20 protein-coding genes, 1 tRNA gene and 1 pseudogene are annotated in these 24,129 nt (G+C 50.5%); 10 read left to right on the forward strand and 12 right to left on the reverse strand.

Going from position 1 to position 24,129, the window contains the following annotated elements; genetic code table 11:
- Positions 1-8: 8 nt before the first annotated feature.
- The 3 genes from rimI to N2M06_RS13055 all read right to left on the reverse strand — a co-directional run bounded on the left by rimI (position 9) and on the right by N2M06_RS13055 (position 929).
- Positions 9-452: a ribosomal protein S18-alanine N-acetyltransferase gene (rimI, locus tag N2M06_RS13045; protein WP_019935212.1), complete on the reverse strand. Its 444-nt coding sequence runs from the start codon at positions 450-452 to the stop codon at positions 9-11.
- On the reverse strand, positions 428-799 hold the full coding sequence (locus N2M06_RS13050; RefSeq protein WP_019935211.1) for a hypothetical protein: 372 nt from the start codon (positions 797-799) through the stop codon (positions 428-430). Before N2M06_RS13050 ends, rimI begins: the two co-directional genes overlap by 25 nt.
- 53 nt (positions 800-852) lie before the next feature.
- Positions 853-929 (reverse strand) — tRNA-Trp (locus tag N2M06_RS13055).
- Positions 930-1,240: 311 nt separating this feature from the next.
- On the opposite strand from N2M06_RS13055, the gene pyrB reads away from it, so the two are divergent.
- Both pyrB and pyrI read left to right on the forward strand, forming a co-directional pair.
- Positions 1,241-2,164, forward strand: coding sequence for an aspartate carbamoyltransferase (pyrB, locus tag N2M06_RS13060; RefSeq protein WP_019935209.1), 924 nt, complete (start codon positions 1,241-1,243; stop codon positions 2,162-2,164).
- Between the two features lie 9 nt (positions 2,165-2,173).
- Complete coding sequence (pyrI, locus tag N2M06_RS13065; RefSeq protein WP_019935208.1) at positions 2,174-2,629, forward strand: aspartate carbamoyltransferase regulatory subunit; 456 nt, start codon at positions 2,174-2,176, stop codon at positions 2,627-2,629.
- A 30-nt stretch (positions 2,630-2,659) separates the two neighbouring features.
- Here the strand turns inward: pyrI and N2M06_RS13070 are convergent, their stop codons facing one another.
- The 3 genes from N2M06_RS13070 to N2M06_RS13080 all read right to left on the reverse strand — a co-directional run bounded on the left by N2M06_RS13070 (position 2,660) and on the right by N2M06_RS13080 (position 5,596).
- The gene (locus tag N2M06_RS13070; RefSeq protein WP_346350971.1) at positions 2,660-3,364 is read right to left on the reverse strand and encodes a ShlB/FhaC/HecB family hemolysin secretion/activation protein; all 705 of its coding nucleotides are present in this window, start codon (positions 3,362-3,364) and stop codon (positions 2,660-2,662) included.
- 39 nt (positions 3,365-3,403) lie between these two features.
- Positions 3,404-4,276, reverse strand: coding sequence for a POTRA domain-containing protein (locus N2M06_RS13075; protein ID WP_346350972.1), 873 nt, complete (start codon positions 4,274-4,276; stop codon positions 3,404-3,406).
- Between the two features lie 66 nt (positions 4,277-4,342).
- Positions 4,343-5,596, reverse strand: coding sequence for a serine hydrolase domain-containing protein (locus N2M06_RS13080; protein WP_346350973.1), 1,254 nt, complete (start codon positions 5,594-5,596; stop codon positions 4,343-4,345).
- Positions 5,597-6,120: 524 nt separating this feature from the next.
- Between N2M06_RS13080 and N2M06_RS13085 the strand changes: the two genes are divergently transcribed.
- The 4 genes from N2M06_RS13085 to N2M06_RS13100 are packed head-to-tail and all read left to right on the forward strand — an operon-like array spanning position 6,121 to position 12,243.
- Complete coding sequence (locus N2M06_RS13085) at positions 6,121-6,759, forward strand: hypothetical protein (protein WP_346350974.1); 639 nt, start codon at positions 6,121-6,123, stop codon at positions 6,757-6,759.
- Positions 6,752-8,980, forward strand: coding sequence for a hypothetical protein (locus N2M06_RS13090; protein WP_346350975.1), 2,229 nt, complete (start codon positions 6,752-6,754; stop codon positions 8,978-8,980). Before N2M06_RS13085 ends, N2M06_RS13090 begins: the two co-directional genes overlap by 8 nt.
- Positions 8,965-12,069 carry a tyrosine-type recombinase/integrase gene (locus N2M06_RS13095; protein ID WP_346350976.1) on the forward strand — a complete coding sequence of 1,035 codons (3,105 nt, stop codon included), beginning with the start codon at positions 8,965-8,967 and terminating at the stop codon, positions 12,067-12,069. The genes N2M06_RS13090 and N2M06_RS13095 overlap by 16 nt, the downstream gene beginning before the upstream one ends.
- 39 nt (positions 12,070-12,108) lie before the next feature.
- Positions 12,109-12,243 carry a hypothetical protein gene (locus N2M06_RS13100; RefSeq protein ID WP_346350977.1) on the forward strand — a complete coding sequence of 45 codons (135 nt, stop codon included), beginning with the start codon at positions 12,109-12,111 and terminating at the stop codon, positions 12,241-12,243.
- 87 nt (positions 12,244-12,330) lie between these two features.
- Here N2M06_RS13100 and N2M06_RS13105 read toward each other — a convergent pair whose 3' ends face one another.
- Genes N2M06_RS13105 through N2M06_RS13115 form a run of 3 tightly spaced genes read right to left on the reverse strand, consistent with a single transcriptional unit; the run spans position 12,331 to position 14,598 of the window.
- Positions 12,331-13,200 (reverse strand): TraI domain-containing protein, encoded by an 870-nt coding sequence (locus N2M06_RS13105; RefSeq protein WP_346350978.1) that lies wholly within the window; start codon positions 13,198-13,200, stop codon positions 12,331-12,333.
- Positions 13,197-14,375 carry a site-specific integrase gene (locus N2M06_RS13110; protein ID WP_346350979.1) on the reverse strand — a complete coding sequence of 393 codons (1,179 nt, stop codon included), beginning with the start codon at positions 14,373-14,375 and terminating at the stop codon, positions 13,197-13,199. The genes N2M06_RS13105 and N2M06_RS13110 overlap by 4 nt, the downstream gene beginning before the upstream one ends.
- Positions 14,376-14,385: 10 nt before the next feature.
- Positions 14,386-14,598: a hypothetical protein gene (locus N2M06_RS13115; protein WP_181256403.1), complete on the reverse strand. Its 213-nt coding sequence runs from the start codon at positions 14,596-14,598 to the stop codon at positions 14,386-14,388.
- Positions 14,599-14,740: 142 nt separating this feature from the next.
- On the opposite strand from N2M06_RS13115, the gene N2M06_RS13120 reads away from it, so the two are divergent.
- The 4 genes and pseudogenes from N2M06_RS13120 (at position 14,741) to N2M06_RS13135 (ending at position 16,683) form a co-directional block, all read left to right on the forward strand.
- The gene (locus tag N2M06_RS13120) at positions 14,741-14,977 is read left to right on the forward strand and encodes a helix-turn-helix transcriptional regulator (protein ID WP_346350980.1); all 237 of its coding nucleotides are present in this window, start codon (positions 14,741-14,743) and stop codon (positions 14,975-14,977) included.
- Between the two features lie 66 nt (positions 14,978-15,043).
- Positions 15,044-15,343 (forward strand): hypothetical protein, encoded by a 300-nt coding sequence (locus N2M06_RS13125; RefSeq protein WP_346350981.1) that lies wholly within the window; start codon positions 15,044-15,046, stop codon positions 15,341-15,343.
- Positions 15,344-15,355: 12 nt separating this feature from the next.
- Positions 15,356-15,525, forward strand: a pseudogene (locus tag N2M06_RS13130) (IS5/IS1182 family transposase); the annotation flags it as partial.
- A 246-nt stretch (positions 15,526-15,771) separates the two neighbouring features.
- On the forward strand, positions 15,772-16,683 hold the full coding sequence (locus N2M06_RS13135; RefSeq protein ID WP_346350982.1) for a hypothetical protein: 912 nt from the start codon (positions 15,772-15,774) through the stop codon (positions 16,681-16,683).
- A gap of 735 nt (positions 16,684-17,418) precedes the next feature.
- Here the strand turns inward: N2M06_RS13135 and N2M06_RS13140 are convergent.
- Genes N2M06_RS13140 through N2M06_RS13150 form a run of 3 tightly spaced genes read right to left on the reverse strand, consistent with a single transcriptional unit; the run spans position 17,419 to position 24,119 of the window.
- The gene (locus tag N2M06_RS13140) at positions 17,419-20,661 is read right to left on the reverse strand and encodes a type I restriction endonuclease subunit R (protein WP_346350983.1); all 3,243 of its coding nucleotides are present in this window, start codon (positions 20,659-20,661) and stop codon (positions 17,419-17,421) included.
- Positions 20,662-20,673: 12 nt separating this feature from the next.
- Entirely contained in the window at positions 20,674-22,023 is a 1,350-nt protein-coding gene (locus tag N2M06_RS13145; protein ID WP_346350984.1) for a DNA-processing protein DprA, read from the reverse strand.
- Positions 22,020-24,119: a RecQ family ATP-dependent DNA helicase gene (locus tag N2M06_RS13150; RefSeq protein ID WP_346350985.1), complete on the reverse strand. Its 2,100-nt coding sequence runs from the start codon at positions 24,117-24,119 to the stop codon at positions 22,020-22,022. Before N2M06_RS13150 ends, N2M06_RS13145 begins: the two co-directional genes overlap by 4 nt.
- Positions 24,120-24,129 lie beyond the last annotated feature (10 nt).

A 24,129-nucleotide genomic window follows, 5' to 3' on the forward strand; every position in this document is an offset into this window, starting at 1 on the left:
TATAGAAACTAACCGTGTTTTTGCATCATGACGGCATCTTCGGTGCCGCTGCCTGCCGGATAGTAACCACGACGCCGGCCGGTTTCCCGGTAACCACAGGACTGATAAAGCCCAATCGCGGCCTGGTTGGACGCTCTCACTTCCAGCCAGTAATAGTACAGACCCAGTTTCCGAGCGTCAGCCAGATAGTGCTGCAACAGTAACCGGCCCAACCCTTTACCCTGCCACTCAGGAGAGATACAAATGTTCATCAGGGTGGTTTCATCAAGTACCCTGTCGGCAATAAAGTAACCTAGCAGCTGTTGCTGATACCAGAAGGAGCCGGTGAAATAACGTGCGTCAAAGGCACCAGCCAGTAAAGAGCGGCTCCAGGGATGCTGATGGGCAGCCAGCTCTACCGCCACCATGGCATCAAGATCTGCCGGTGTCAGTGCCCGGTATTCAGGCTGCATAAACAGCTCCAGAGTTCACGTTTTTGTAAAGCAGACAACGGCAGTGAACCTTGCCAGTTTAGCTGCCCGGCCGGCTCGGTAAGGTTAAACCCCAGCACAATACGCGCATCAGGACAGCCTGCGGCAAGCCAGGCCGTTTCCTCCTGAATATCGGGCTGTACACCTTCAAGCGCAATCAGCAGATCATTAAGCAGCGTTGCCGGCAGCTGATGGCCTTGTCCGATCACAAGACGAACGTCAGCAACGACAGGGGCGGGTTCAGGAGCATAAGGCAGCCGTTCGGCATGAGCGCACTGCCATACCGGTAATGCCATAAACTGCCAGAGTCGGGTCTGTAGTGATTTCATCAATACTCCATAACGAAAAAGGCCAGCACTGAGGCTGGCCTTTTCGGTGAAGCTGGCAGGGGCAGAGGGATTCGAACCCCCAACCGTCGGTTTTGGAGACCGCTGTTCTACCAATTGGAACTATGCCCCTGCAACACGAAGCGAATTATATAGAGCTGAATTCAAAGGTAAAGGGCTTTTTGCTTACCCCAAGCCTGTTCGCTCACTCTTTCACCGCCGGCACTGTCCTGCTGTGTGAATTTTGCTTTGGCGACGCATTTATCTATAATTCCGGTCGATTCGCAAACCCATGGAGTTGCCCATGACTTACTCTTGCTGCTGCCACTCATTGGTAGTGGTGCCCTGTGCCGGCACCGGCTTTGGCGTTTGCGATCCTGTTTCTGTGATGGCCCCATTCAGGGGCTTTTTTATGGCCCGTATTTCACTTCAAGAGCACAGCTGATGGCAAACCCTTTATATCAAAAGCATGTCATATCCATATCTGACTTTACCCGCTCCGAGCTGGAACTGGTTATCGACACGGCCGTGAAGCTTAAAAGTCAGCCCCAACCCGAGCTGTTAAAACAAAAAGTGGTTGCCAGCTGCTTTTTTGAAGCCTCCACCCGCACCCGGCTGTCATTTGAAACGGCCGTGCATCGTTTGGGCGGTTCCGTCATCGGCTTTTCCGACAGCGGCAGCACCTCATTGGCTAAAAAGGGCGAAACTCTGTCCGACTCGGTGCGCATTATCAGCTCTTACAGCGACGCCTTTGTCATGCGCCATCCTCAGGAAGGCGCGGCAAGGCTGGCGGCGGAGTTTTCATCAGTGCCGGTGATCAATGCCGGAGACGGCTCCAACCAGCATCCCACTCAGACCTTGCTGGATCTGTTTACCATCTATGAAACTCAGGGCACACTGCAGGGCCTGACCGTGGCCTTTGTGGGTGATCTTAAATACGGCCGCACCGTGCACTCACTGACGCAGGCACTGAGCCTGTTTGGCTGCAAATTCTACTTTATCGCCCCTCAGGCGCTGGCCATGCCGGAATATCTGTGTGATGAGCTCAAGGAAAAAGGCATTAACTTTGAGTTTCGTGACAGCATGGAAGAAATCATGGACGAACTCGATATTCTGTATATGACCCGGGTACAGAAAGAGCGCTTTGACGAAACCGAATATATGCATGTGGCATCCCGCTATGTACTGACACCGCAAGTACTGGAAAATGCCAAAGACAGCCTCAAGGTACTGCATCCGCTGCCGCGCATTGATGAAATTACGGTAGAGGTGGATGACACCCCTTATGCCTACTATTTTGAGCAGGCCGAGAACGGCGTCTATGCTCGCCAGGCCCTGCTGGCCCTGGTATTGAATGAAACCCTGTAAGGAGCAGCCGTGAATAAAACCCAATTACAAGTCGAGGCCATTCACAATGGCACCGTGATCGACCATATTCCTGCCGGTCAGGGTATTCGTATTTTGCAGCTGTTTGGTCTGGCAGAGAACCGCGAGCGTATTACCGTGGGTCTTAATCTGCCGTCCAAGGCACTGGGTGCCAAAGATATTATCAAAGTAGAAAACGTGCGGCTGTCACCGGCACAGGCCAACCAGCTGGCGCTGTTTGCACCCGATGCGACCGTGAATCTGATTGAAGACTTTGAAGTAGTTGAAAAACTGCAGTTACATCTGCCGGAAAAGATCAAAGGCGTATTTGCCTGCCCAAACGGTAACTGTATCAGCCGCAGAGAGCCGGTCAGCAGCCAGTTCCGCGTAAGGGCCGTCAGCGGCCAGGTGCATTTTCGCTGCTGCTACTGCGAGAAGTCGTTTCATCAGGACTTTATGGCAGTATAAACCGATGCGGGCAGGCTCTGCCCGCATAAGTTAAAACACACTGCTCAGCCTGAACAGTAGCTGCCCGCCAGATTCGTCTGTGTCGGCAGGCTTGTGCCAGGGAAGACCGGCACTCACCTCAAACAAAACGCGATCAGCAAGGGTCCCGCCCAGACTGATGCCGTAAGAGCCCAATTCCTGATATTCAGCCCTCGCCCCCGGTTGATGCTCACGAGTGACGCCATAATCAATAAAAGGCGTCACCACGACCGATGGCAGTAAAGACAAATCTGTTGTCACCTCATACATCAGTTCGGCAGCTGCAGCCATGCCACTGTCTCCGCTGATAGCTCCGCTTTCAAAGGCGCGTCCGAATGAAAACCCGCCCACCGAAAACTGTGAAGACGCCGGCAGCATCATAGGAGAATGCTGCCCGACGGTCCGCAGCTGCATATTGATATTATTATTTACCGGATACAAGTAATTGAGCGCTGCCCGCCAGTAATGATAGTTACCGGGCTGCTCACCCAGATCCATATCGGAAATATGCCCGGCTCCCACTCCGGCCATGGCAGACAAGTCGCCACTGCTCAGGGCACTGTCATAATCCAGCATCAGTTCGGCACGGCGTATACGAGTGCGCGCAACCGCTGTATTCATGATATCGACATCATCGTGCTGAAATGTCACTTCAGCACGACCAAACAGGCTTTGCTGCAAAGTACGCACAAAAGGATAAGACAGCTCCGCACTCACGACCACTGACTCAACCTCTATATGCTGCGACGCCAGAGATCAGCCGGGTTGCTGTTCAATGTAGGACAGGTTGTAACCGGTAAACAACCCGTTATAACCGAGAGGTATATTCTGAGAGAGCTGAAAAATAGACATTTGCTCCGGTGCATCAGGAATCGTCAGAGCCAGCAGGTTACTGCTCTCAAAATAGCCAAAGACATCGTTAAACCCGGCACTGGCGGCCAGCTCATAGGGCCCGACCTCGTCGCTGCCAAAATTATCCAGCGCAACCATCACTGAGCGCGGGTTAAATCCGATATTCAGTTTAAGCAGGCCTCCGGCCCGGGGCGTATCGGGTTTGATGAAGGTTCCTTCAATATTAACACCGGCCAGATCACTCATTAACAGCAGTACTCGCTCCGCCTCTTTAACTCGAATGGGCTGCATGGCCATCAGACGATCAATATAGGGAGCCAGCCTCCGCTCCATGCCAGGAATATCACTGGTAATTTCTACCCGCTCTACATAGCCTTCATAAACCTGAAAATGAACATGACCGGACTCAAGATCCTGTACTGGTACTACTGTCATGGAGAAATAGCCTGCTGCCAGATAGGCTGCATCAATATCCCGGGCCACCTGATACAGATCGGCCAAAGTTATTTCTTTTCCCAGTAAAGACTGCCAGCTGGCCCTGAGCTGTTCCGGCTCAAGCGTAAATGCACCGTCCACAGTAACAGAATTAAGTACCAGCGTGACTTTTTCTGCTTCCTGCTCCGACAGCTCATCTTGCTGATCCATGATGTCAATATCAATCATGCCGCGCTTTTGTGGTGGGGTAAGGCGCTGAAGAATAATGGTTTGCTCTACGACAGCCTGCTCTGCTTCGCTGACTTGAGCCAATACCGGAGAAGACGTGCTCAGGGACAGCATGGTCAACGCAGTAAAACAGGCTGATAGATACGGGTAATGATATGGCTGTATTTTATTCAAGTGGCGTTACTCTGGTGCTGTCATGGAAAAAGGATGACCCAGTGCCACAGACACTGCCTCAAATACCCGCGATGCCGGTGAAGCGCAGCTTATTCCGGTAGGATTATTTGGTAATACTTCTTCATCAGAGCAGTCTCCGGAGCGTATATCGCTGTTAGCCTGAACCACCACAGTGGTATCGCTGGCAACATGATAGAACAGCGTAGTGTTATATCCGGGCAACTCACCGGTATGCCCGACCCAGCCAGCAGCGCAGCCCATTCCTATCCCGTACCCCATGGGATCAGGAAATGATGTTAAACGCGTTTGCTGAGCAGCTGGCGAAAGTAACCCTTTACCAGTACCCAGCGCTCTGCCATAAATCAGCAGATCATCCATGGTGGAAATCATCTCTCCGGCAGTCCAGCCCCAGGAAGGATTCCAGTGAGTGGCATTAGAAGGCTGCTCAGGTGTGGCCGCATTTCCTTGCAGTGTAAAACCCTGTGCAAAAGGGTCAGGCATATCAGCAGCATTACCAGGCCAGACAGTATTCGTGAGCCCAAGAGGCTCCAGGATCATGGCTGATAAACTCTGTTCAATAGGTTTTCCTGTTACTTGTTCAATCACCATGCCCAGCAGCACTGTATTGGTATTGGAATAATCAAAGGATGCGGCGGGCTCGAACTCCGGTGATGCCGGCAATGCAAAATTCAGTAATTGCTCGGGAGTATAGGTCTGGGAAGGATCTTCAAAGAAAATATCAAGAAACGCCTCTGCACGGGTATAGCTGGATACACCACTGGTCATATTGGCGAGGTGGCGAAGCGTAATCTTATTACCATTAGGCACACCGGCCACATAAGTGTCTATGGTGTCATCCAGCGATAATTTGCCGGCGTCAGCCAGCTGCATCAGCAAAGTGCCGGTAAAGGTTTTAGTCACAGAGCCAATGCGAGTATGCATGCCTGCTTTCATTGCTTCACCTGTTGCAGGATCAGCCACTCCCCACGCTTTCTTCCATATTCCCTCAGGCGTTTGTATGCCGACAATAACGCCAGGTGCGGATACATAATCCAGAGTACGACGAACCGCACTCTCTACTTCTTTGGTTATCGTTTCCGGCAGCTGCGACTGATTCATTGCAGATGTGGAAGGCGCAGAATTAACAACTGAAGGTTCTGCTACACAGGACTGGGATGCCGAAGCACCAGAAGAAAACAAAGCAAGTAATACGGCCAGGCTACAGAGCTCAGACTTCTTGTGTCTGATGGTTTTAATCATATTTACTCATCCCTAAGTAATATTTACTACGAATTGAACGAGTATAGGCAGCTGATAACAAGGGAAAAAGAAAAAATGCAGCTTTGGCCAGAAATAAAAGCCCTAAAAGCCCTGAGCGTTAACTCGGGGCTTCTTGATAATGGCGGAGTGGCAAACCACCGGGTTTGAAGGCGAAGGTGCGCAGCACCGACATAACCCAGCAAGCCCGGCGCACCGGCGCAGCCGGACATGAAAAAAGCCCCGACCGTAAGGTCAGGGCTTTTGTATGATGGCGGAGCGGACGGGACTCGAACCCGCGACCCCCGGCGTGACAGGCCGTGCCAGTCAGATAATCTTAATATACACCATTCTACATAAAGCGTAAGTCTATGTTATGAAAAGATTTGACATCGCTGTCCAGTTTCGCGGATTTTGCATCAATCGAGATCTACCTCGTGGTCACGGTCACAAAAAACACACAAATTTAGATGCAAGATTTGATCTAAATGAGTCCGCCGCGCACAGTATAAATCATGACCATATGAGTGGAAAATACCGTGCCGGCGATAGTAAAAGTAAGTGCATCAGACCGTGTGGAACTGCATCCTGCCGCCCAGGCAGCATATGAATGGTGCACCATTTATCCCCGCTGGGTTAACGCATCTGTCTTGCCAAAGCCCTTGATCTCGGAACTCAGCAGGGAAACTCTTCATGCAATAATATTGGGAGAGAAAAAGGATGATTCTTCGAAAAAGAAGTCGCCGCGCACGTTTCAGCTGTTTGCGCCACTATGGCCAGTGCTGATTTGGCCATCACACAGGCCCCCAAACGGCACTCAATTGATCTCCTATCTTGAGCATCACATAACTACCTCGGAGATAGAAAAAGCAGCATGGCGTTCGGTGATATCTTCTTTGATACAGTCAGTAGATCCGGATCGTCTGTCAGAAATAAGAGATACGCTGGCTGCTCATATGTCCGAGGATTTGCATCAAGAGTTATTGGGCACAGACAAGCTCACAGACCGCATGCTCGCAGCATGGACAGGCAGAGCTCACAATACACTGATGACGCAGCGTAAGCAGCGGCGTCGTCGGGAGCAAAAAAGCAGATCCAGCATCCCCAGCTCAACATCCGATGTGATTACAGAGCTCAGCAAACTGTGGAGTCCGCCACATGACTGAGCTGAGCCCATTCGCCGCTCGGCGGGGATACCTCAGTAAAATCATTGCCCCACCGTCACTACCAACCAAACACAGGAAAATCGTCTTTCTGCGTTTTGCGCAAGTGTGCTCCCCCATGCTGACTCAGTTTCAGCAGCACCTGCCCCTGTTTTCCGACCACATGGAACAGCGCTTACAGGCACTGGCACAATGGCCCATGCCTGACACCGGCACTTATCAGCAGACTTTTGACTGGATAAAAAATCAGAAAATGCTGACGGAAGCACCCTATGCAGCGGCGCTATGCGCCCCCTTGCACCAAGTAGAGGATGCTGAAAAGTTTGAAGAATGGCTCGGAGTTGTCCTGCTGTGCTGCTGTCAGGTCCATATTCTGGGGCATCAGAATTCAGGGATTGACTCGGCTTTGAGAGAAATCCGACAAATCGCCACCAGCGCCAAGCATGCGCCGTTACTGCAGTTTCTGCCAAGAGCGACCAGCACCGACTCTCTGATCGATCTCGGTGAGGATTTGGAAGTAATTAAGCTGAAATATCCGGACTATAAGCTGGATAAGGAGCGGGGTTATTTGTCCGTCGTCATCCGCAATGCAGCGCACCAGATCGAGGGAATTGTTCGCAAGCGCAGAGTGAACCTGACCTTCGAGCGACCAGAAGTCATCACTACGGTCCCCTTGGAGCCTGCAGATGAATCAGGTTTTGATGTTCAGCTACTTCAGCTCACTCCGGAAACGCCAGATAGTCAGCAGGCCGATGAGCCCGCCCGAGTTACTCCTGGCAACACGCTGAGGGTTGCGGCTCCACTAAAACGCAAAAAAGCGCTGGCCATGAAAGCCATACAAGGCCAGCGTCTGGCAGAGCAGCTCTCCAGCCGCCAGCAATCGCTGCCATGCAGCTACACTCAAGCCAGCGAGTGGGACATTCAACACTTGGTGCTGCATTGTCTGAAGCAGCTAAAGGAGCAAGATGTGCTGGCCGGCTGGATGCTGCTGGCCCTGGTTACGGGGCGGGATCCCGCCTGGCTTCATGAACGGGCCAATCAGGATCAACTACTGGAGCTAGTCGATAATCATCCATCTATTCGGCTTACTCATCACGTTCCGGCAAGCATCCAGCCGAATGAGCTGAACCCGATACTGCCGGCAGTATCGGATCACTTTTTCCGTCCCCTGCCCATCCAGCTGCACGACTGGGTTGAACGATTTTATCCATCCATGAGCCCACCGACTCCCAGCGAAATGCGAGAGTGGCTGAAATCGATAAATGAGGTACACAAAACCAGGCTGACGCCAGGTCTGATAGTGCGATACCTGGAACACTGGTTACTGAATCAGGGAGCGGACAGGGCAATCATTGCCCTGCTTCGCGGTGAGTCACACAAATCCCGTCCCGCGTTGTCATACAGTCACCTGTCGCAAGATGATGCGCTCGAGCATCACACCCGGTACGTCAATGCCATTTTTGCCATGGCTGAGCAAAGCCCGGGGCTCCCCGTTCGAGCTCAAAAAAACAATAACCTGGGCAGCCGGTTATATGTGCCATCAGAAATACTGCAACATATCTTCATCATGCTGGCAGGTGCCATCGAACCCGAAGCTGACATCAGGGCCTTTCATAATCGCTATGTCTATTACGTCTGGGCGCTGCTGACTTTCTCGACAGGTCACCGAGACGTCACTGCTCCGATGGGCAAACTGGGTGATTTCAATCCCTACCAGCGCACCTGGTGGATTTCCGATAAGGAAAGAAGACATGGTCTGTCTGCTAGAACGCTGGTGATCCCTGCTACCGCCGCCAGGCAGGTGGAGCTTTATCTGGAGCATCTGCGCCAGCTAAGTATTTATAGCCGCTTTCAGGCTCCGGATCTTGCAGCGCGTTGCCAGCAGGCGCTGGATGGTACGGGTAACCTGCTGTTTGCATTTGAGGACAGACAAGGTAGTCAGGAGCCTGCGGATCTCACTCCGTCCTTGCTGGCAAAGCTGCCAGCGCCTTGCCTGCCCTGGGCCAAAAACTGGGCTCGTCACCACCTGAGATCAGAATTGGCAAAACAAAAAGTTAACCCAGAGCTCATCGACTCCTGGATGGGCCACGAGGAGATTGGAGAAGAGGCTATGGGGCGGCACAGTTTCGTCAGCATGGGGGAGTGTCGCGAGCTGGCAGAAGTGATTGAATCCATACTAAAAAAACATCAGATTAAGGCGCTTCCCGGATGGACAATCCGCTGATCCTTCCTCCATCCCAGCCGGCACTGATGACCATGCTGGGACGAGAACATCGTCAGGCCAAGCGTCAGCAGCGGGATGCGCAGATCCTGCGTGCTGCCATGGCTATTTTCAGACAGCATCTGCCAAGCATGATGCAAATCCCACCTATTGATACTGACTTTGATAAGGCCTGGCCGCAAATCGATACACTGTTACAGCAGGAGCTGAAGAGTGAAGGGGCTTACCGGTACGCCTACAGCTTTATCTGCAAACAACTGGAAATCGGTAATCGCCAAGGGATTTGGTCGGTACAGGTACCGGATCCTTACATCACATTACGTCGCCGCCGGCCTTCCCGTACCTTGCGCTGGCAGCACAGCTCCCATCTGATTGCTGAAGCCGAACATCACTGGCTTGAGCGTTTGCAGGAAGATACTAATGATCCTGATGTATTGTTTGCACGGCTGTTACTGTCGATGGTGCTCTATGGTGGCCTCGGACGACCTGCACTCTGGCCTGCACTGGCTCAGGCACTACACCAGCCTCGTCCGCTGAGGGGCAATAATGAAGCTTGCTGGCTGGTGCTGGAGCCCGCACCTGGCCGAGGCCAGCCCAGCAACTTATATATAGATGATCCAGATACCAACGAGCGGTTACCTCATTGCGAAGTGCTCTATGCGCCTGATCCGATCAGCCTGGGACTCTTGAGGCAGTTTCTAAAACATAAATCCAGAGACTGGCAACCGCCGACTACTCCGGAGCAGTGCCTGTTCTTGCTAAAGCAAGAGCTTGGCATTCACTGCTCGCTCACTCAGCTCGCCACCGGTGGGATCACAGTGGCAGAGCACCTCGGCGGCGTATCACTGCCGCAGGTGCTGGTTGAATACGCCACCGGCAGACAACCCAGCGCCAGCCTGCCATACGACTACTGGCAGCGGTTGCTACGCCCGGCTCTGCTCACCTGTAATGAGCAGGATTTTCATCGTTTTACCCGTTTCCCGAAACTCACTCCCCGGCCAGTCGGCAAGCCGGTTGGTCGGCGCTCGCAGCCTTATCTGCTGACCCGATTACGAGAAGTGTTTCAGCAGGACCGAGCACGCCCCAAAAGCAAACGCGCCGTCATTGAAGAGCTGGAGGTGATCAGTAATGAACGGCTGCTGTTGCCCGAGGCAACGCTGGTTAACTGGCTGATCAATCACCTCGCAGAGCGTGACAATGCCGTCTCAAGCGCAAAGCGTTATTTTGATGCCATTGCGGCCGACTGGCTAATGGTCACGAATGAAGAGGATCTGCTCAGCTACAGTGGGGAGGAATTTCATGATCTGTATTTGAGCCTGCTGAACCGGCCTCGAAAGCAGCAGGCACGAGAGTATCAGGCTGGACGCCTGGAAGATCTGCATGTGTTTGGCGTACAACAACTCGGTTTTCCTCCGTTACCAGAGCCCCTGATACTGGGCACCGACAGTGTCGTTCATGTCAGTGCCGCTGTTGTGGACGAGCCGCTTTTTGGTGGCTTGCTGAAACAGTTCCAATGCTTTGGCAATCTCGATCCCCACCTGCAACGAACGTATATCTGCTTTCTCATCATGGCCTACCGTACTGGGCTAAGACCGGGTGAACTGGCCAAGCTGCGTTTGAGTGACATTGAGCCATCCCCAACCGGCTGGTTATTCATCAGGAACAACCGGTATGGCAACAATAAAACCGAAGCCGGACTGCGCAAAGTCCCCCTGTTTCCTTTACTAACCGCTGAAGAAGCCGATGTGGTTCGTCATTACCTGAGCGAGCAGCGCATTAAAAGCAAAAGTGATAATGAGCTGCTCTTTCACCAAACAGCTGAAAACCAATTTGAGCAACTGGATATCACTCCGCTTTCGCTGGCGGTGAGCACCCTATTGAAAGATCTGAGCGGAGGTCTCTACTTCCGCCTCTACCATCTGCGACACAGTGCGCTTTCGCGCCTGCAACTGCTGCTGCACACCGATCAACTGCGTCTGCCAACATATGTCGATGCACTGCTTCCCTATGACGATGCCAAGCGCCAGGAGATCCGTACCCTCATTACAGGGCACGGACGTTTGCGAGACAGGTACCATGCACTGGCGGCCTTTGCTGGCCACAGCAGCCCCGACATCAGCCTCAGTACCTACCTGCATTTCACCGATCTGCTGCTGGGGCTGTATCTGCAGCAACACCGCCGCGAACTCACCAGCCATCAGGCACAAGTGCTGCTCGGTTTACGGCCCCACCGTATCCGTCTGCGTCACAGGGGAAAACAAGTCATTACGCCGGCCAACACGGCTGGCTTTTTACGCAAGCGACTGAATCGCTATATTCGACCCGCTACCTCGCCCCGAGCCTCTCGCCCCGCCAGCATTGACGCATCATTACAGCCAGTCAAACAACGTCAATACGAACCCATGCTGGCGGTACTGAGCAAAATTCAGGCCGGCTATGATCACCGGGAAATCGCCTGGTTTTATCAGCTCAGCACAGAACAAATAATGAAATGGCATCAAAGCGCCTTGGCACTGCGTGCACTGACCACGGAAAAACAACTGCCCCGCCTGTTCCCTCGCAGCCGACGACATCAACTGCTGCCCCCCGAGCCAGTGGGAGTGGCAGAAAAACGCGATGTAGCCAAAGCGCTGGCAGCTTGCCGGGAACTCTATCGCTCCTCCCAACAACGTGATGAATTGAAATGGCTGGCGCAATACACACTGACTCATTGCAACAGCTCACGATCCGGCATCCGTTTCGACGATGCTGAGACCTTTCGCCGCTATATGGCTGTCGTTACTCAGCTGTTTGACTGGCCGCGCTGGCAGTTACAGCTAAGGCACACTGACAAAAGCATCATTAAACGCTGGCACTGCGGTCCACTATCAGTTCAGCTGTATCCCATGAAGCAAAAAGCCCGCTTTGAACAAGGCTCTGGCTGGCTGACGCTGCGCCATCAGGAAGAAGCAGACCGCAAAGAGCCGGACAAAAGCGGCTATGCTTCTCACAGCCTGCGTATAGTGCTGCACCGGCTTGCGATTATTTTGTTCAGGGCTGATGACATTGCTGCTTGGCAGGCAGGGAGTATCAAGCCAGCGAAAGAGGGTTAGAATGAGAGTTAGTGTGTTACTGAGTTATAGAGAGGCGTAATGCAAGTAAACGTACTGGCTGGTCTGTTGGGGTATCTCGCTTTTCTCGCAGCGATAGTGATGATGTGCCTGCTGGTCTACGTCAACGCTGACCGGCTGGAAGCCTGGGCCAAACGCCGATTCCAGAAAAAGTGATATCCCTCAAGACAAGTCTTATTCCACATACAAAAAACGGGCAGAAATATCGTCTGCCCGTTACCTTACATCCTTGGCTGCCATTCGCTACCCCAGCCGTTTGTACCACTGCTGATCCCGCGGACAACGGGCATACCAGAAGTGCGCCGGTACCCGGGCAAAAGCATTTTTCCAATTGCTGACCTCAGCTGAAAGCCGATCGCACATGCGTACAATATTGGCCACTTGGTAGGGATCGGCATACTGTCCAACCCTGACCGAGAGGCAGGCACTCAGCGCTTCAAATACCTTGGGCGAAGCTAGTCGCAGTTGCTCCAGTTGCTGTCCTAGGACCATGAAATTAAACGATTCATGCTGGCCGCAGATGCCAGGATGTTCATTGTAAAACAGTCGTATTTTTCCGATATCGTGCAATAACCCGCCGACAAAGGCTACCCAGATGCTGCGCTGCCCCAGACCATACTGACTGGCTAACATTGCCGAGGTCATCGCTACTTCATGGCTGTGTGCCAGCAGGCCACCGGGCTGATCATGATGGTGCCGGTGACTGGCCTGGCTTTGGCAGAAGGGTGCCATAATGGAATCGTTGGACAGAATATCCAGCAAGAAATTCTGCAATACCTTATCGTCAATCACCGCCAGCATACTCCACACATCCATCAGCAAAGTTTGCTGCGACTCAGGCAGCCAGGCCAATTGATGCTCCACTTGTTGCCGGCTCACGCCCTCCGGCAACGTCTGTACAGATTTGAGCCGGACATGTCCTTCTTGCTCGTTTAATTCCGCCAGCACCCACTGACCATAAGGGCTTACCCCCTGCATTTTCCAGGGCTCCAGCGACAGCGAGCTGTGCCACGTCGATGCGCTGAACTGCCACGATGCCAGCGCACCATCATCAAACAACTGGCTGGCCCACAGCAACTGGGGCCGTTGATGTGTCATTACCATGGGATTCATGCTTCATCCTCCAGTTCAAACTCTTCATCCAGCAGCGACTCAAAGGCCGCACCGTCCCGGCCCACCAGGTTGGGGATATAGCGGGAATACACTCTGAACAGCATGCTGGTGTTGGCATGGCCCAGCTGGCGAGCAATCCACTCCGGGCTTTCACCTGCGGCCAGCCACAGAGTGGCCGCCGTATGCCGGCTCTGGTACGGGTTGCGTTTGGTCAGCTCCAGCCACTCCAGCAAGGGATACCACACCCGGCGGGTGACATTGCGGTGATTCAACGGCTGGCCGTTGCGGGCGCAGAACACATAGGTGCTTTTCTCACCGGTCTGCTCCCACTGCTCAAACAGAGCGTCATAAACCCGCTGAGACATGGCGATGCTGCGGTAAGAGCTGCTGGTTTTGGTTTTCTCCAGCTTGCCTCGCACCAGCGCCTGATGGATATGAATTTTGCGAGCGGCAAAGTCCACGTTGTCCCAGGTCAGGCCGTCGATTTCACCGGTGCGCATGCCGGTAAAAAAGCGCACCGTGTAATAGGGCCGAAAGTCCGGCCGCACCCGGGACAAAATCAGTTGCACCTCCTCCAGGGTAAAAGGCTGTACCTCGGCCCGGGGCATGGGCAGCGCCTTGATATTGCGCCAGGGGCTCTCGTACTCGAACCGTTCGGCGGCTTCATTCACTATCATGCGCAGAGCCGTCATGATGTGGTTAATGCGCGATGGTGACAGACGCTTGCCGGTAACGGCATCCGCCTGACACAGCTTCATGCGAAGCGCCAGAATGTCACTTTTGCTAATGGCACCCATGTCCATTTCGCCAAATGCCGGCATCAGATGGCAGCGCAAAATGCCTTCCACGGTTTCATACTGACTGTCGCGCCACTCCACTCGCTTTTCTTCCAGCCACTGGCTGGCAAAGCTGGCGAAGTCCATTTCACCGCCCACCGCCTTTTGGCGGATCAGCACCTCCAGTTGCCGGAATTGCTCCACCTTGGGACTGTTGGGAAAATGGTGGCCATAATCAAAAGTACCGGCCCGGATCTGCTGCTCAATCAGTGCCAGCACCTTGCTGAGCTTTTTACGGTTGGCCGGCGTGTCTGTCAGCTTGGTCTGCTCCCGGCAGCGCTTGCCACGGAAGCGAAAATCGAGATAAAGGCGGCCGTCACGGCCGTTCACTGCACCCATAACGTCCTCCTTACTGAATGCTCTGGATCAGATCCTGGGCAGATGCCCCTTGCAGCATGGACTCTTCAACCCGCTCCCAGATGTACAGGATCTTGCGGCCGCCAAAGGGCCGAATGTAATGCACGCCCTCGAACAGCACCGAATCCTTAAGACATTGGCGAATGGTACGCGCGTCGTACTTGATACGGGCAGACAGCTCTTCAGTTGTGAGATAGGTATTCATAACACCTCCATTTGAATCACACATGATTCATTTAAGTCACATGAGATTAAAATAGCTCACCAAAAAGCATTGTCAATGAGTTTTTTGCGTCATGCGTGATGCATTTGATAGACTTGTGAAAAATATGACTTATGGATGACCTATGATCAGAGTGCTGTTGATCCAGCTTTTGGATGAGAAATCGTTTCGTGAGAAGAGACGGATCACGCTGTCCGAGGTCAGTAAGGAGACGGGTATCAGCCGAGCTACACTTACCCGCATCGCCAACGTGCCGGGCAACGTTACCAACACAGATACCATCAATGCCTTGTGCAAGTACTTTGAGTGCCAGCCCGGTGAACTGTTGAGCTATGTTGAGGATGAAGCGTCATCCTCTTGATAGAGAAACAGTAAACGCTTCAAAGCGGAACCTTTCCTGCCGAGCAGTGCTACCAGGAGGCCTTTTATGAAAGTGACAAGTAAGCAGCTGGTTGATGTAGTGACTGACGTGCTCTGCGATGTTTGTGGAGAAAGCACCTCAATGGATGGTAAACACAGCCCGCAGTTCGGCCTGCTTCAGGCCGACTGGGGATACGGATCCCCCCATGACGGCGAGTCTTATCAAGTCCATCTCTGCGAAGGCTGTTTCTTTACCACCTTGGTCTCCCTGAAAGAGCAGAGGCGAGGAAACACAATTTTCTCAGAAAAAAGCGTTGAGCTAGAACGGGAGTTTGGCCTGATTGAAGGAAATCAGGAAATCTTATAACCAGGACATTGTCACCATCAGCGCTCGCTGGCAGAAACGGCAATGTCTCGTTACAAACAGCTGGAAAATACCAAGCTCAGCCTGCGTAGCTACCACTATAGGTCCGTGAAGCTCTGGCCGGCGTAAAGCTCATGAACAAGGTCATCGGGCTCAGTATGCCTGTTCACAAGCCGGTTAGTTAAGGGTGCCAAGCCCAGAAGGGGCAGCCGGCTCTGATTTGATCAACAGCGTCCTTTGGATACTAGCTTCGTGGACTTCCGAGCTACTGACCTTGCCCTCTAAGTACAATGTGGAACACGAAATTTAAATATGAAAATAAATCACTTACCTACAAAGTATCTATTAGTAAATAGGAATCAGATCAATATGTAGAAAAAGAAAATAAATAAAATAATATGTACATCCAAACTATCAATTAGGACAGCTTTATGGACGACGAAGAAAAAGCAGCATTCCGAGAAAAATTCAAATTAATGGTTCATGAATCAAATGGAGCAGAATTCGAAAATCTATTTTCAAAAATAATGAATTATAGTGAGAAAGGTTTTCAACAAGTAAAACCGCATGGCAATATTGGAGATAGAAAAAATGACGGCTGGATTGAACTAGACGGCACGTACTTCCAAGTTTACTCACCTGAAGAAATAAATAGAAGTATATCCAAGTCTGTAAATAAGCTACAAGAGGACTTTAGAGGCCTTTATAACAGCTGGGACTACCTTCGAAAGATCAACAACTTTTACTTCGTATTAAATGATAAATTTAAAGGCCCTCCTGTAAACTTAGTAACAGAAATCCAAAAAATAAAAAACAAATATAACTTAAATGATGCCAGAGCATTAACAGCCATAGACCTAGAGAAGAAAGTCTTCCAACTAGAAGATGACATCATATTAACCATAATAGGTCGAAATCGATTAAAAAAAGTGAGTTATGAAACAGACTTAAAATACTTTCAGTTCTTTGTGACACATTCAAAAATATCATCCATTCATAAATACCTAGAGATAGATACAATAATTGACGGACGGATACTGGGCATAGATGACGCTTACAACGAACTAAAATCTCCGACTAACATAGGCTATCCCTTTCAAGATGAAAAGCTCCAACTTCTATTTAAAGAATTCATGCGGGAATATCAAAAAACATTAAACCACATCAAGGAAAATTATGAGTTTAGATGCGGGTTCAATAATTTCAGAATGATTAAAGGAAAAGAGTTTTCTGAAGAGGCTAAAATTATGACTCAGCATTCCAAGAATAAATTTAATCTATTTAAATCGATAGTTGTTCTTACGACATATACGAATACTATTTTCACCAACATCAAATATTAGTTGCAACCTTAATTTAAAGTGCATTATTACTTATAAAATCACTGAGCTACCTACATCGACATTATTAAGTTTATTATCTGATATCTGCTTTTAAACCGCTTTCTAGTGTTCATCCTGCATGCCAGCACCTTGGAGGCTGGCCGCTTTCCAGCGATGTATCTGCTCTGGATGCAGTCCTTTCTCGCGGCAGTAATTACTGAGTTCGACCTCAGACATGGAGGCTGTTTCGATGACAACAGCCAGCTTGGATTCAGGGGACCAGTCCTCCCCGGTATTACGATGACCTGGCACGGGCATTCCTTGTTCTCGACAATGTTTCAGCCAACTATACAGCGTCACATTAGATATGCCTTTCTCTGTAGCCACCGACACTGTCTGACGAGCATACTAAAAAGTCAGATAGGTACAAAGCACAGCATCAGTAGATAGCGTCAGTACAAATAATTTATCATCACCATTATATTTCCGGATTGAATTCAAGATAGTTCACAGCTTGGGAGTGGTTACTGAGAGGCATCGCCATGCGTCTTTTCCACACTGCGTAGTGCGTGTTGTGTATGCTGTGCCTCGTACAGAGATGAACATAGTCCCATGCGCCCAGCACTTTGGATACTACTATTTCTTTACAACGGATGTTTGTATACTCGATTCAGGTTTTGCACAACGTTCTGCAATTGTGGTAATTACTCGATATGTGTGTACCTGCTAAAGTTATACGTAACTTCGCATAAATTTTCAGCTATATATGGGAGATGGTAGTTCCGGATAAGCCCTATAAATATGGAGAAACACCTTTTCAGTGATATCTGAAATTTCATTTTCTTCATATTGCTCAACGGGCAACCCTGTTCTTTCATCGTAAAGAAAATCAAATATCTGCTGCTTAACCGCGTCGCGAGTAGATTCTTTTTGCTGCCAGTTCGCAACTTTCAGCCGCTCTGCCTTTAGCGTTGCCAGCAAAGTAGTGGCGACCTGTTTGATCTTAGCAATCTCTTTTGGCTGCAAACTCGGCTTACTGAGGAGATCAAACAATACCAAAGACTCCTCATCCAAGCCTTCCCTGATTGCTCGCCTCTCTTCATGAGAAAGCTCTTCATTCAGTTTTAGCAGTGCCTCAAAGGTTTTTTCAATAACAACGCGATCCTTTTCCTGATTATATTCCTTAACTAATTTTTCGTAGTGCTCTTGATAATCGGTACGTAACGGATTTTGCATCATGAGCCGGGCTAGCTTCTTCTCAACCGCGTGCTTGAGCGATTGCACTGTAGTATTCTTTCGCTCTGACCTAGAAAACTCTTGGCGGAGTCGTTCAAAATCGATCTTGCTGATATCGTAAATTCGATCACCATCCGGTTTCGGCTCTTTGACTTTATGTGTGGTATCGATACTACCGTCAACAATTTCGTACAGCTCTTTCATAATGTCGGAGATGTCGGCTTTCTCTTTATCTGCCTGCAAACTTTTATAGAGTACGTTGATTGCATCGCGCAAATCACGATAGCCATTAACACCCGGTACGTTAATGCAAGCTTTAAACTTGTTGAACACCTCTCGTGCCATTACCTCGAAACGTTTCCGTGTTTCATCATTTTGATTGATGACTTCCTTGGCTTGAGCAATCGCTGCATTTTTAGCAAAACCTGTTTCTGTAATAATCCGGCTTAGTTCAAAATCATGCTTTCGTAAAAATTCAGCAACAAAACTGATCGACTCGTTCAGACTTTCCAACAACTCTTCATTGGGCTTGGCGGGTTCATTTTCGCCCTCATCTCCGCCATGACCCTCGTCGCCAGCACCGGCGAAGGTTGCCAATGCTTTACGCAGATTTTTTAGTATCCCGCAATAATCCACTATCAGCCCGTTGTTCTTTCCTTCCGCTACGCGATTTGCCCTGGCAATGGCTTGCATTAAGGTATGCGCCTTTAACGGCTTGTCCAAATAAAGGGTGGAAAGTGTTGGCACATCAAATCCGGTCAACCACATGGCACACACGACAGCCACTCTGAATGGATGCTCGCTGGATTTAAAGGCTTCTTCCATATCCAGTCGAGAGCCATCAGCCAGTTCAAATCCAACTTTAAGCAACTGTCGGTGTGGCTTTATATCCAACCCCCATTTTTCAAACTTGGCAACTTCACCTTGCTCTTCACTGACCACAACTGCCATCAGCGTTTCTTTCATCCACGCCAATTGGCGCTCTCGCCAGGCTAAATCCTGCTCGTCCGTAGCCGACGCAAGTGCTTTTTCTTTGGTTTTAATTTCCTGCTGCCAGTAAAAACCGATCAACTTGTGCATCCGCACACAAGTGATCTTGTCGAGGCAAACAAACATCGCCTTGCCGGTTTCCCAAGCATTAGCATAGTGAGCCACAAAGTCACGTGCTATCTGATCCAGTCGGCTGGTTGCGGTGATGATGTGATAATCGCGTTTTAGCTCTCGCTCCAACCTTTGCTGAACGTCCACATCCTCAATTTCCAACTCATCCAGTTTTTCCGCGATGCGCTCATTTATGCCTTTAGGGTCAGCAACCGTATGCTCGTTGCCATCTTCGTCGGTAAATACCAACTCTTCACCACGGGCATCGTAGTACAAGGGCACTGTCGCCCTATCCTCGACCGCCCGCTGAAAGTCATAGGTAGAGATGTAATCACCAAAAACCTTCTTGGTTATCTCATCATCTTTAAATAATGGTGTTCCGGTAAAGCCGATAAAACTGGCATTGGGCAAGGCATTACGCATATTCAACGACAAAGTGCCATATTGCGTGCGGTGAGCTTCGTCGGTGATGACGATAATGTCGTCGCGCTCGGAATAAGGCTTTTCAGGGTCGACTTTTTCGTTAAATTTTTGAATGAGGGTGAATACAAAGGCTTTTTGCTGGCCGATCAGTGCTTTGAGATCTTTACCGCTATCCGCTCGGCACGGGTCTTTGTCGTTATCGACTAAGCCACAACCTGCAAAGGTTTTATAGATCTGTGTATCCAGGTCTTCCCGGTCGGTTAACACCACAAAGGTATAGTTTCCCCCGAGTTTTCGATGCACCATCTGGGCGAAAAATACAATCGAATAAGACTTGCCAGAACCCTGAGTGTGCCAGAAAACCCCCAACTTACCCAAACGCTCACCTCGATTCACAACGGCATCAATTGCACGGATAACACCAAGGTATTGGTGATTGCGGGCAACGATTTTCACCAAGCGACCAGAGCTCTGGTCAAACAAAGTGAAGTTTTCAAAGATGTCCATAAGGTTGGTTTTGGAACAGGTTCCCTTAAGCAGGGTCTCCATATCCACAACGCCTGGTTCACTCTCTTTCAATCGTTTCCAATCATTGAAATGCTCAAATTTACTGGAAATGGAGCCAATCTTGGCGTCAATGCCATTGCCCAAGATAATAAAGGCGTTGTGATAAAACAGGTGCGGGACAGTGTCTTTGTAATCAGCAAGATTTTGCTCATAGGCTGCACGAATATCCTTGTGAACATTTTTCACCTCCATAAACAGCAGCGGAATACCATTCACAAAGCCCACAAGGTCTGCTCTGCGACGATAAATATCGCCTTTGATCCAAAACTCTCTGACCAGTAAAAAGTGATTGTTTTCGTAGTTGTCAAAATCAAACAGGCGAAGCCGTTTCTTTACCCGTTCACCTTTGTCGTTATGGAAGCTCACCTCTACGCCATTCTTATGAAGGGAGTATTTCTCCTTATTCACAGCAACAATATTGGTGGATGCTGGCATCTCACAAACCACGCGCAGCGCCTCTTGGTAGGCGACATCCGGCAAGCCAGGGTTGAGCTCTATCAGTTTCTCGCCCAAATAGCGGGTTAACACCACCTCTTGCTCTGAAAGCCGACCTAAATCACCCTCCTTGCCCAGCTTTTCATACATGCCAAGTACAGATTCATCCCAATGCAACTGATTCAGCAAGTAGTCTGCGGTGACTTCCTGAACTAGGGCTTCTTCAGTCATGGCCATGAGCAAATCCCTCTATTTTTTGTTCTTAACTTGATAGCGTACAGGGCGATTGAGCTTCTTTACTTGCTCATCATCAACAGCTCGTTTCAGCCATTCAGTTAACTGAGACTTATGAAGCTGTGTGCTTTCAATCAGCGCATCAACGGTTACTGGCTTTTCAGCCAAGTGTTGAAGTTCGGAGATGAACAGCTGATAGAAATCGATAGGATCTGTTGGGGCAGCGTCGCTTTCGGCAGTCTGCTGTGGAATATCCTGAATCTTTGTCTGGCTTTCGCTAACGACTATCTCGCGCTCTGGCTCTACAACTTCTTTAGGCCCAGATTCTGGCTCAGGATTAGATTCAGCCTCAAAAAACAATTCGGGCTGTGCAGGCATGGAAAAGAGATCGCCCATTTGCTCCTTCATCTGATTCGCACGGCCACCTTCATTGCACATTAATTCCGAAATCTTGAAGGCTTCAGTATCAGCCTCCAGCCAACGGCCACCTTTGGCGACCAAATCGGCATTGGCCGCATCTTTGTCCGTTGTCTGCTTAACCCACAGCGGTACCCATGCTTTTTTCAGATTTTCTTCTGCACCGTTTAGCGTGCCGCCTTTTTTACCCGAGTGAATTACCAGAGAGCTGTCTGCCAGGCAATAGATGTATTTGTTGCGGGCCATGGCATTTCCAGCACTGAATCCTGCCTCTGGATAAAAAGGCGATACCAACACGGCATGATCATCCATCAAGCCTTTGCGCCACTTACTGCTGGTCGCTGCTTTTAGCAGGCTATCGGCCATCACGCCGATCACCACACCACCTTGTTTCATAGCACCCAGCATTGCCGTTTCATCGACACCCCGAGCACCACCAGAGACAATGGCAATGCCTTCTGCCGCTGCTTTAGCCCCCACTTGGTCGGTAAAAGCTAAATCAGCTTCGCTGGCATTTCGCGAGCCAATAACCGCCAAGCCACCTGCATTCAACAAGGCTTTGTTACCACAACCAAACAGCACTGGCGGGGAATCAGTTTTCAGTCGCTGCTTTAAACGCATTGGGTATTCTGGATCTGATCGGGTCACTACCCAAAGACCAGCTCGTTGCCATTTTTCCATGGCCAGCGCAAGACTATGGCCACGGCTCAACAATTCAATAATTCGCTCCGCACTAATGCGCGCATCGTGCCAACCTTGCAGCAACGTTTTCGGGTCAGTCACCAATAGGTCGGCAGGTGTGGTGGACCTGTCCTTTAACCACAAAGCGAAGCGCCCCCACTCCGAATTAGTTAACGGTTTTGCACTTTCGTTGCTCGCTTTTGAAAAATAGCTGGTCAACAACAAAGTCGCCTGCGCTGTGGGCGACAGTAAACTGGATACATTCATGAGTCTTTCACCGAAGATGAAGCCAGCGCAACGGGGTAAACCACACCACTGCCTGCTTGCTGTAAGAGAGCCGCAATGACTGTCAGCGTCCAACCGGAATCCACGATATCATCCACTAATAAAACCGGGAGTCCCTGATAAAACTGAGTCACTTCAAACACACCATCAAGGTTTCGGCATTGATGAAAACGATTCTGCTGACCTTTTTGCGGCTGATTGTCTTTAACTTTGCTAACCGCATCCACAAACGGCAGACCCAATCGTGCAGCCAGACGACGTGCAAAATCGGGTACCAGTTCAGGACGATTACGCGATGGCACGCAGCACACCCACTCTGGCGCTGGGTTAGGTTGCCAACGCTGCTGAATCATTTCTGCCATGGCCTCGACCAGTTCATCGCTGAAACGCCCGGCATGCTTATTCTCGGTAACCGTCCGCCCCCAACCAGCATCACCCCAGCGGGATAAAACACGGCCTTCCTGTGCGCGAAGATGCTGGGGTAGATTGCCTCGAAAGCCGTATTCCAAAAACGCATTGGCCGCCACCTGTGCTTTTGGGGTGATCACCATTTCCGCGTGCTTAAGGAAAGTACCCGCTCGATGTGCCAAAACAGGATCAACTACTGCATTGATCACAGGCCGCCCCAAGCAAGATGAACATTTACCGCATGGCGTAGGATCGTGATCGTCCAGCGCCCTTCGCAAGAAGGTCATTTTGCAGCCAGCATCATTCAGATACGCCTGAACCTCCTGCCATTCCTGCACACGCTGCCCGGTTAAGTGTGCAATTCGGGCATGATCCATTTGATAGCGCACGGGCGTTCTAACCCAGCGGCTGCCGTCTTTTATGACAGGAGCCGGATTTTCCACGCTTAGCAGCTTCAGCACTTTTTCGATCTGACCGTGACGTAGGTTGGTTTGCTCTTCAATGCTGCGAATCGACAACCCATCACTCTGTTCCAGAACCCACAAGATCTCATTCACGTGAGCTTCTGAAGGAAAGGCCGATTCCCGGAAAAACTCGTGAATATCTTGATCTTCCACACCCGACATTAAAACGCCAACCGCATGAGCAATGCCACGCCCGGCACGGCCCACCTGTTGGTAATAGGCTACGATAGAACCCGGCGCTTGATAGTGGATTACAAAACTTAAATCCGGCTTGTCGTAACCCATGCCCAACGCAGTGGTGGCCACCAAAACTTTTAATTGGTTGTTGAGTAGCAATTCTTCCAGGTGCTGTCGGTAAGAATTACTGTTTTCAAAACCATCAGTAACAACGCTGCCGTGGTAAGCCCTGGCGTCTATGCCATTTGCACTTAACCACACCGCGACTTGTTCGGCATCCCGAACCGTTAAGGTGTAAACAATGCCCGTGCCTGGCAAGGTGGGAATCACCTGGGCTAACCAAGCCAAACGGGACGCCTGATCTGGCAGCACCATGGTTTGCAATGCGAGACTTTCCCGGGTCAAAGGGCCACGGTGAATTTGAATATTTCCAAGCTGAGTTTGAATGTCTTCAACTACGCGGTTATTCGCCGTTGCCGTAGTACCCAGCACCGGCGTGTTCGCGGGCAACTGACGAAGAATATTCACGATGCGGCGGTAATCCGGGCGAAAGTCATGGCCCCAATCCGAAATACAGTGAGCTTCGTCAATCACCATCAGAGCAATACGGTCGGCAATGGGCTGCAACACGGTTTCAATAAAACTGTCGTTAGCCAAGCGCTCAGGGGAAATCAGCAAGCAGTCAATTTGATTACTTAGAATCCGTTGAGTTACCGCCTGCCAGTCGTTTTGATTGGTGGAGTTCATGGTCTCCGCAACAATACCCAAACGCTGCGCCGACTCAATCTGGTTACGCATTAATGCCAACAAGGGCGAGACAATAATTGTCGGCCCCATGCCTCGATCGCGGAAAATTTTGGTGCTGATAAAATAAACCGAACTTTTTCCCCAACCGGTGCGCTGCACGACTAACAGCTTTTGCCTATGATTCACCAAGGCATCAATCGCTTCCCACTGGCCATCGCGGAATTCGGCAGCGGGGTTAGCCAGCGCTGTTTGCAGTAATTGTTGGGCTTGGGCTCGATTCATTATCACTCCT

The organism is Oceanimonas sp. AH20CE76 (assembly GCF_039654065.1).
GTDB lineage: Bacteria > Pseudomonadota > Gammaproteobacteria > Enterobacterales > Aeromonadaceae > Oceanimonas > Oceanimonas smirnovii.

What these genes read in the sequence shown, in the direction of transcription:
- rimI (WP_019935212.1), bottom strand. Translation starts at nt 452, where the DNA reads ATGCAGCCTGAATACCGGGCACTGACACCGGCAGATCTTGATGCCATG.
- N2M06_RS13050 (WP_019935211.1), bottom strand. Translation starts at nt 799, where the DNA reads ATGAAATCACTACAGACCCGACTCTGGCAGTTTATGGCATTACCGGTA.
- pyrB (WP_019935209.1), top strand. Translation starts at nt 1,241, where the DNA reads ATGGCAAACCCTTTATATCAAAAGCATGTCATATCCATATCTGACTTT.
- N2M06_RS13075 (WP_346350972.1), bottom strand. Translation starts at nt 4,276, where the DNA reads ATGCTGTCCCTGAGCACGTCTTCTCCGGTATTGGCTCAAGTCAGCGAA.
- N2M06_RS13080 (WP_346350973.1), bottom strand. Translation starts at nt 5,596, where the DNA reads ATGATTAAAACCATCAGACACAAGAAGTCTGAGCTCTGTAGCCTGGCC.
- N2M06_RS13090 (WP_346350975.1), top strand. Translation starts at nt 6,752, where the DNA reads ATGACTGAGCTGAGCCCATTCGCCGCTCGGCGGGGATACCTCAGTAAA.
- N2M06_RS13095 (WP_346350976.1), top strand. Translation starts at nt 8,965, where the DNA reads ATGGACAATCCGCTGATCCTTCCTCCATCCCAGCCGGCACTGATGACC.
- N2M06_RS13100 (WP_346350977.1), top strand. Translation starts at nt 12,109, where the DNA reads ATGCAAGTAAACGTACTGGCTGGTCTGTTGGGGTATCTCGCTTTTCTC.
- N2M06_RS13105 (WP_346350978.1), bottom strand. Translation starts at nt 13,200, where the DNA reads ATGAATCCCATGGTAATGACACATCAACGGCCCCAGTTGCTGTGGGCC.
- N2M06_RS13110 (WP_346350979.1), bottom strand. Translation starts at nt 14,375, where the DNA reads ATGGGTGCAGTGAACGGCCGTGACGGCCGCCTTTATCTCGATTTTCGC.
- N2M06_RS13115 (WP_181256403.1), bottom strand. Translation starts at nt 14,598, where the DNA reads ATGAATACCTATCTCACAACTGAAGAGCTGTCTGCCCGTATCAAGTAC.
- N2M06_RS13120 (WP_346350980.1), top strand. Translation starts at nt 14,741, where the DNA reads ATGATCAGAGTGCTGTTGATCCAGCTTTTGGATGAGAAATCGTTTCGT.
- N2M06_RS13125 (WP_346350981.1), top strand. Translation starts at nt 15,044, where the DNA reads ATGAAAGTGACAAGTAAGCAGCTGGTTGATGTAGTGACTGACGTGCTC.
- N2M06_RS13135 (WP_346350982.1), top strand. Translation starts at nt 15,772, where the DNA reads ATGGACGACGAAGAAAAAGCAGCATTCCGAGAAAAATTCAAATTAATG.
- N2M06_RS13140 (WP_346350983.1), bottom strand. Translation starts at nt 20,661, where the DNA reads ATGGCCATGACTGAAGAAGCCCTAGTTCAGGAAGTCACCGCAGACTAC.
- N2M06_RS13145 (WP_346350984.1), bottom strand. Translation starts at nt 22,023, where the DNA reads ATGAATGTATCCAGTTTACTGTCGCCCACAGCGCAGGCGACTTTGTTG.
- N2M06_RS13150 (WP_346350985.1), bottom strand. Translation starts at nt 24,119, where the DNA reads ATGAATCGAGCCCAAGCCCAACAATTACTGCAAACAGCGCTGGCTAAC.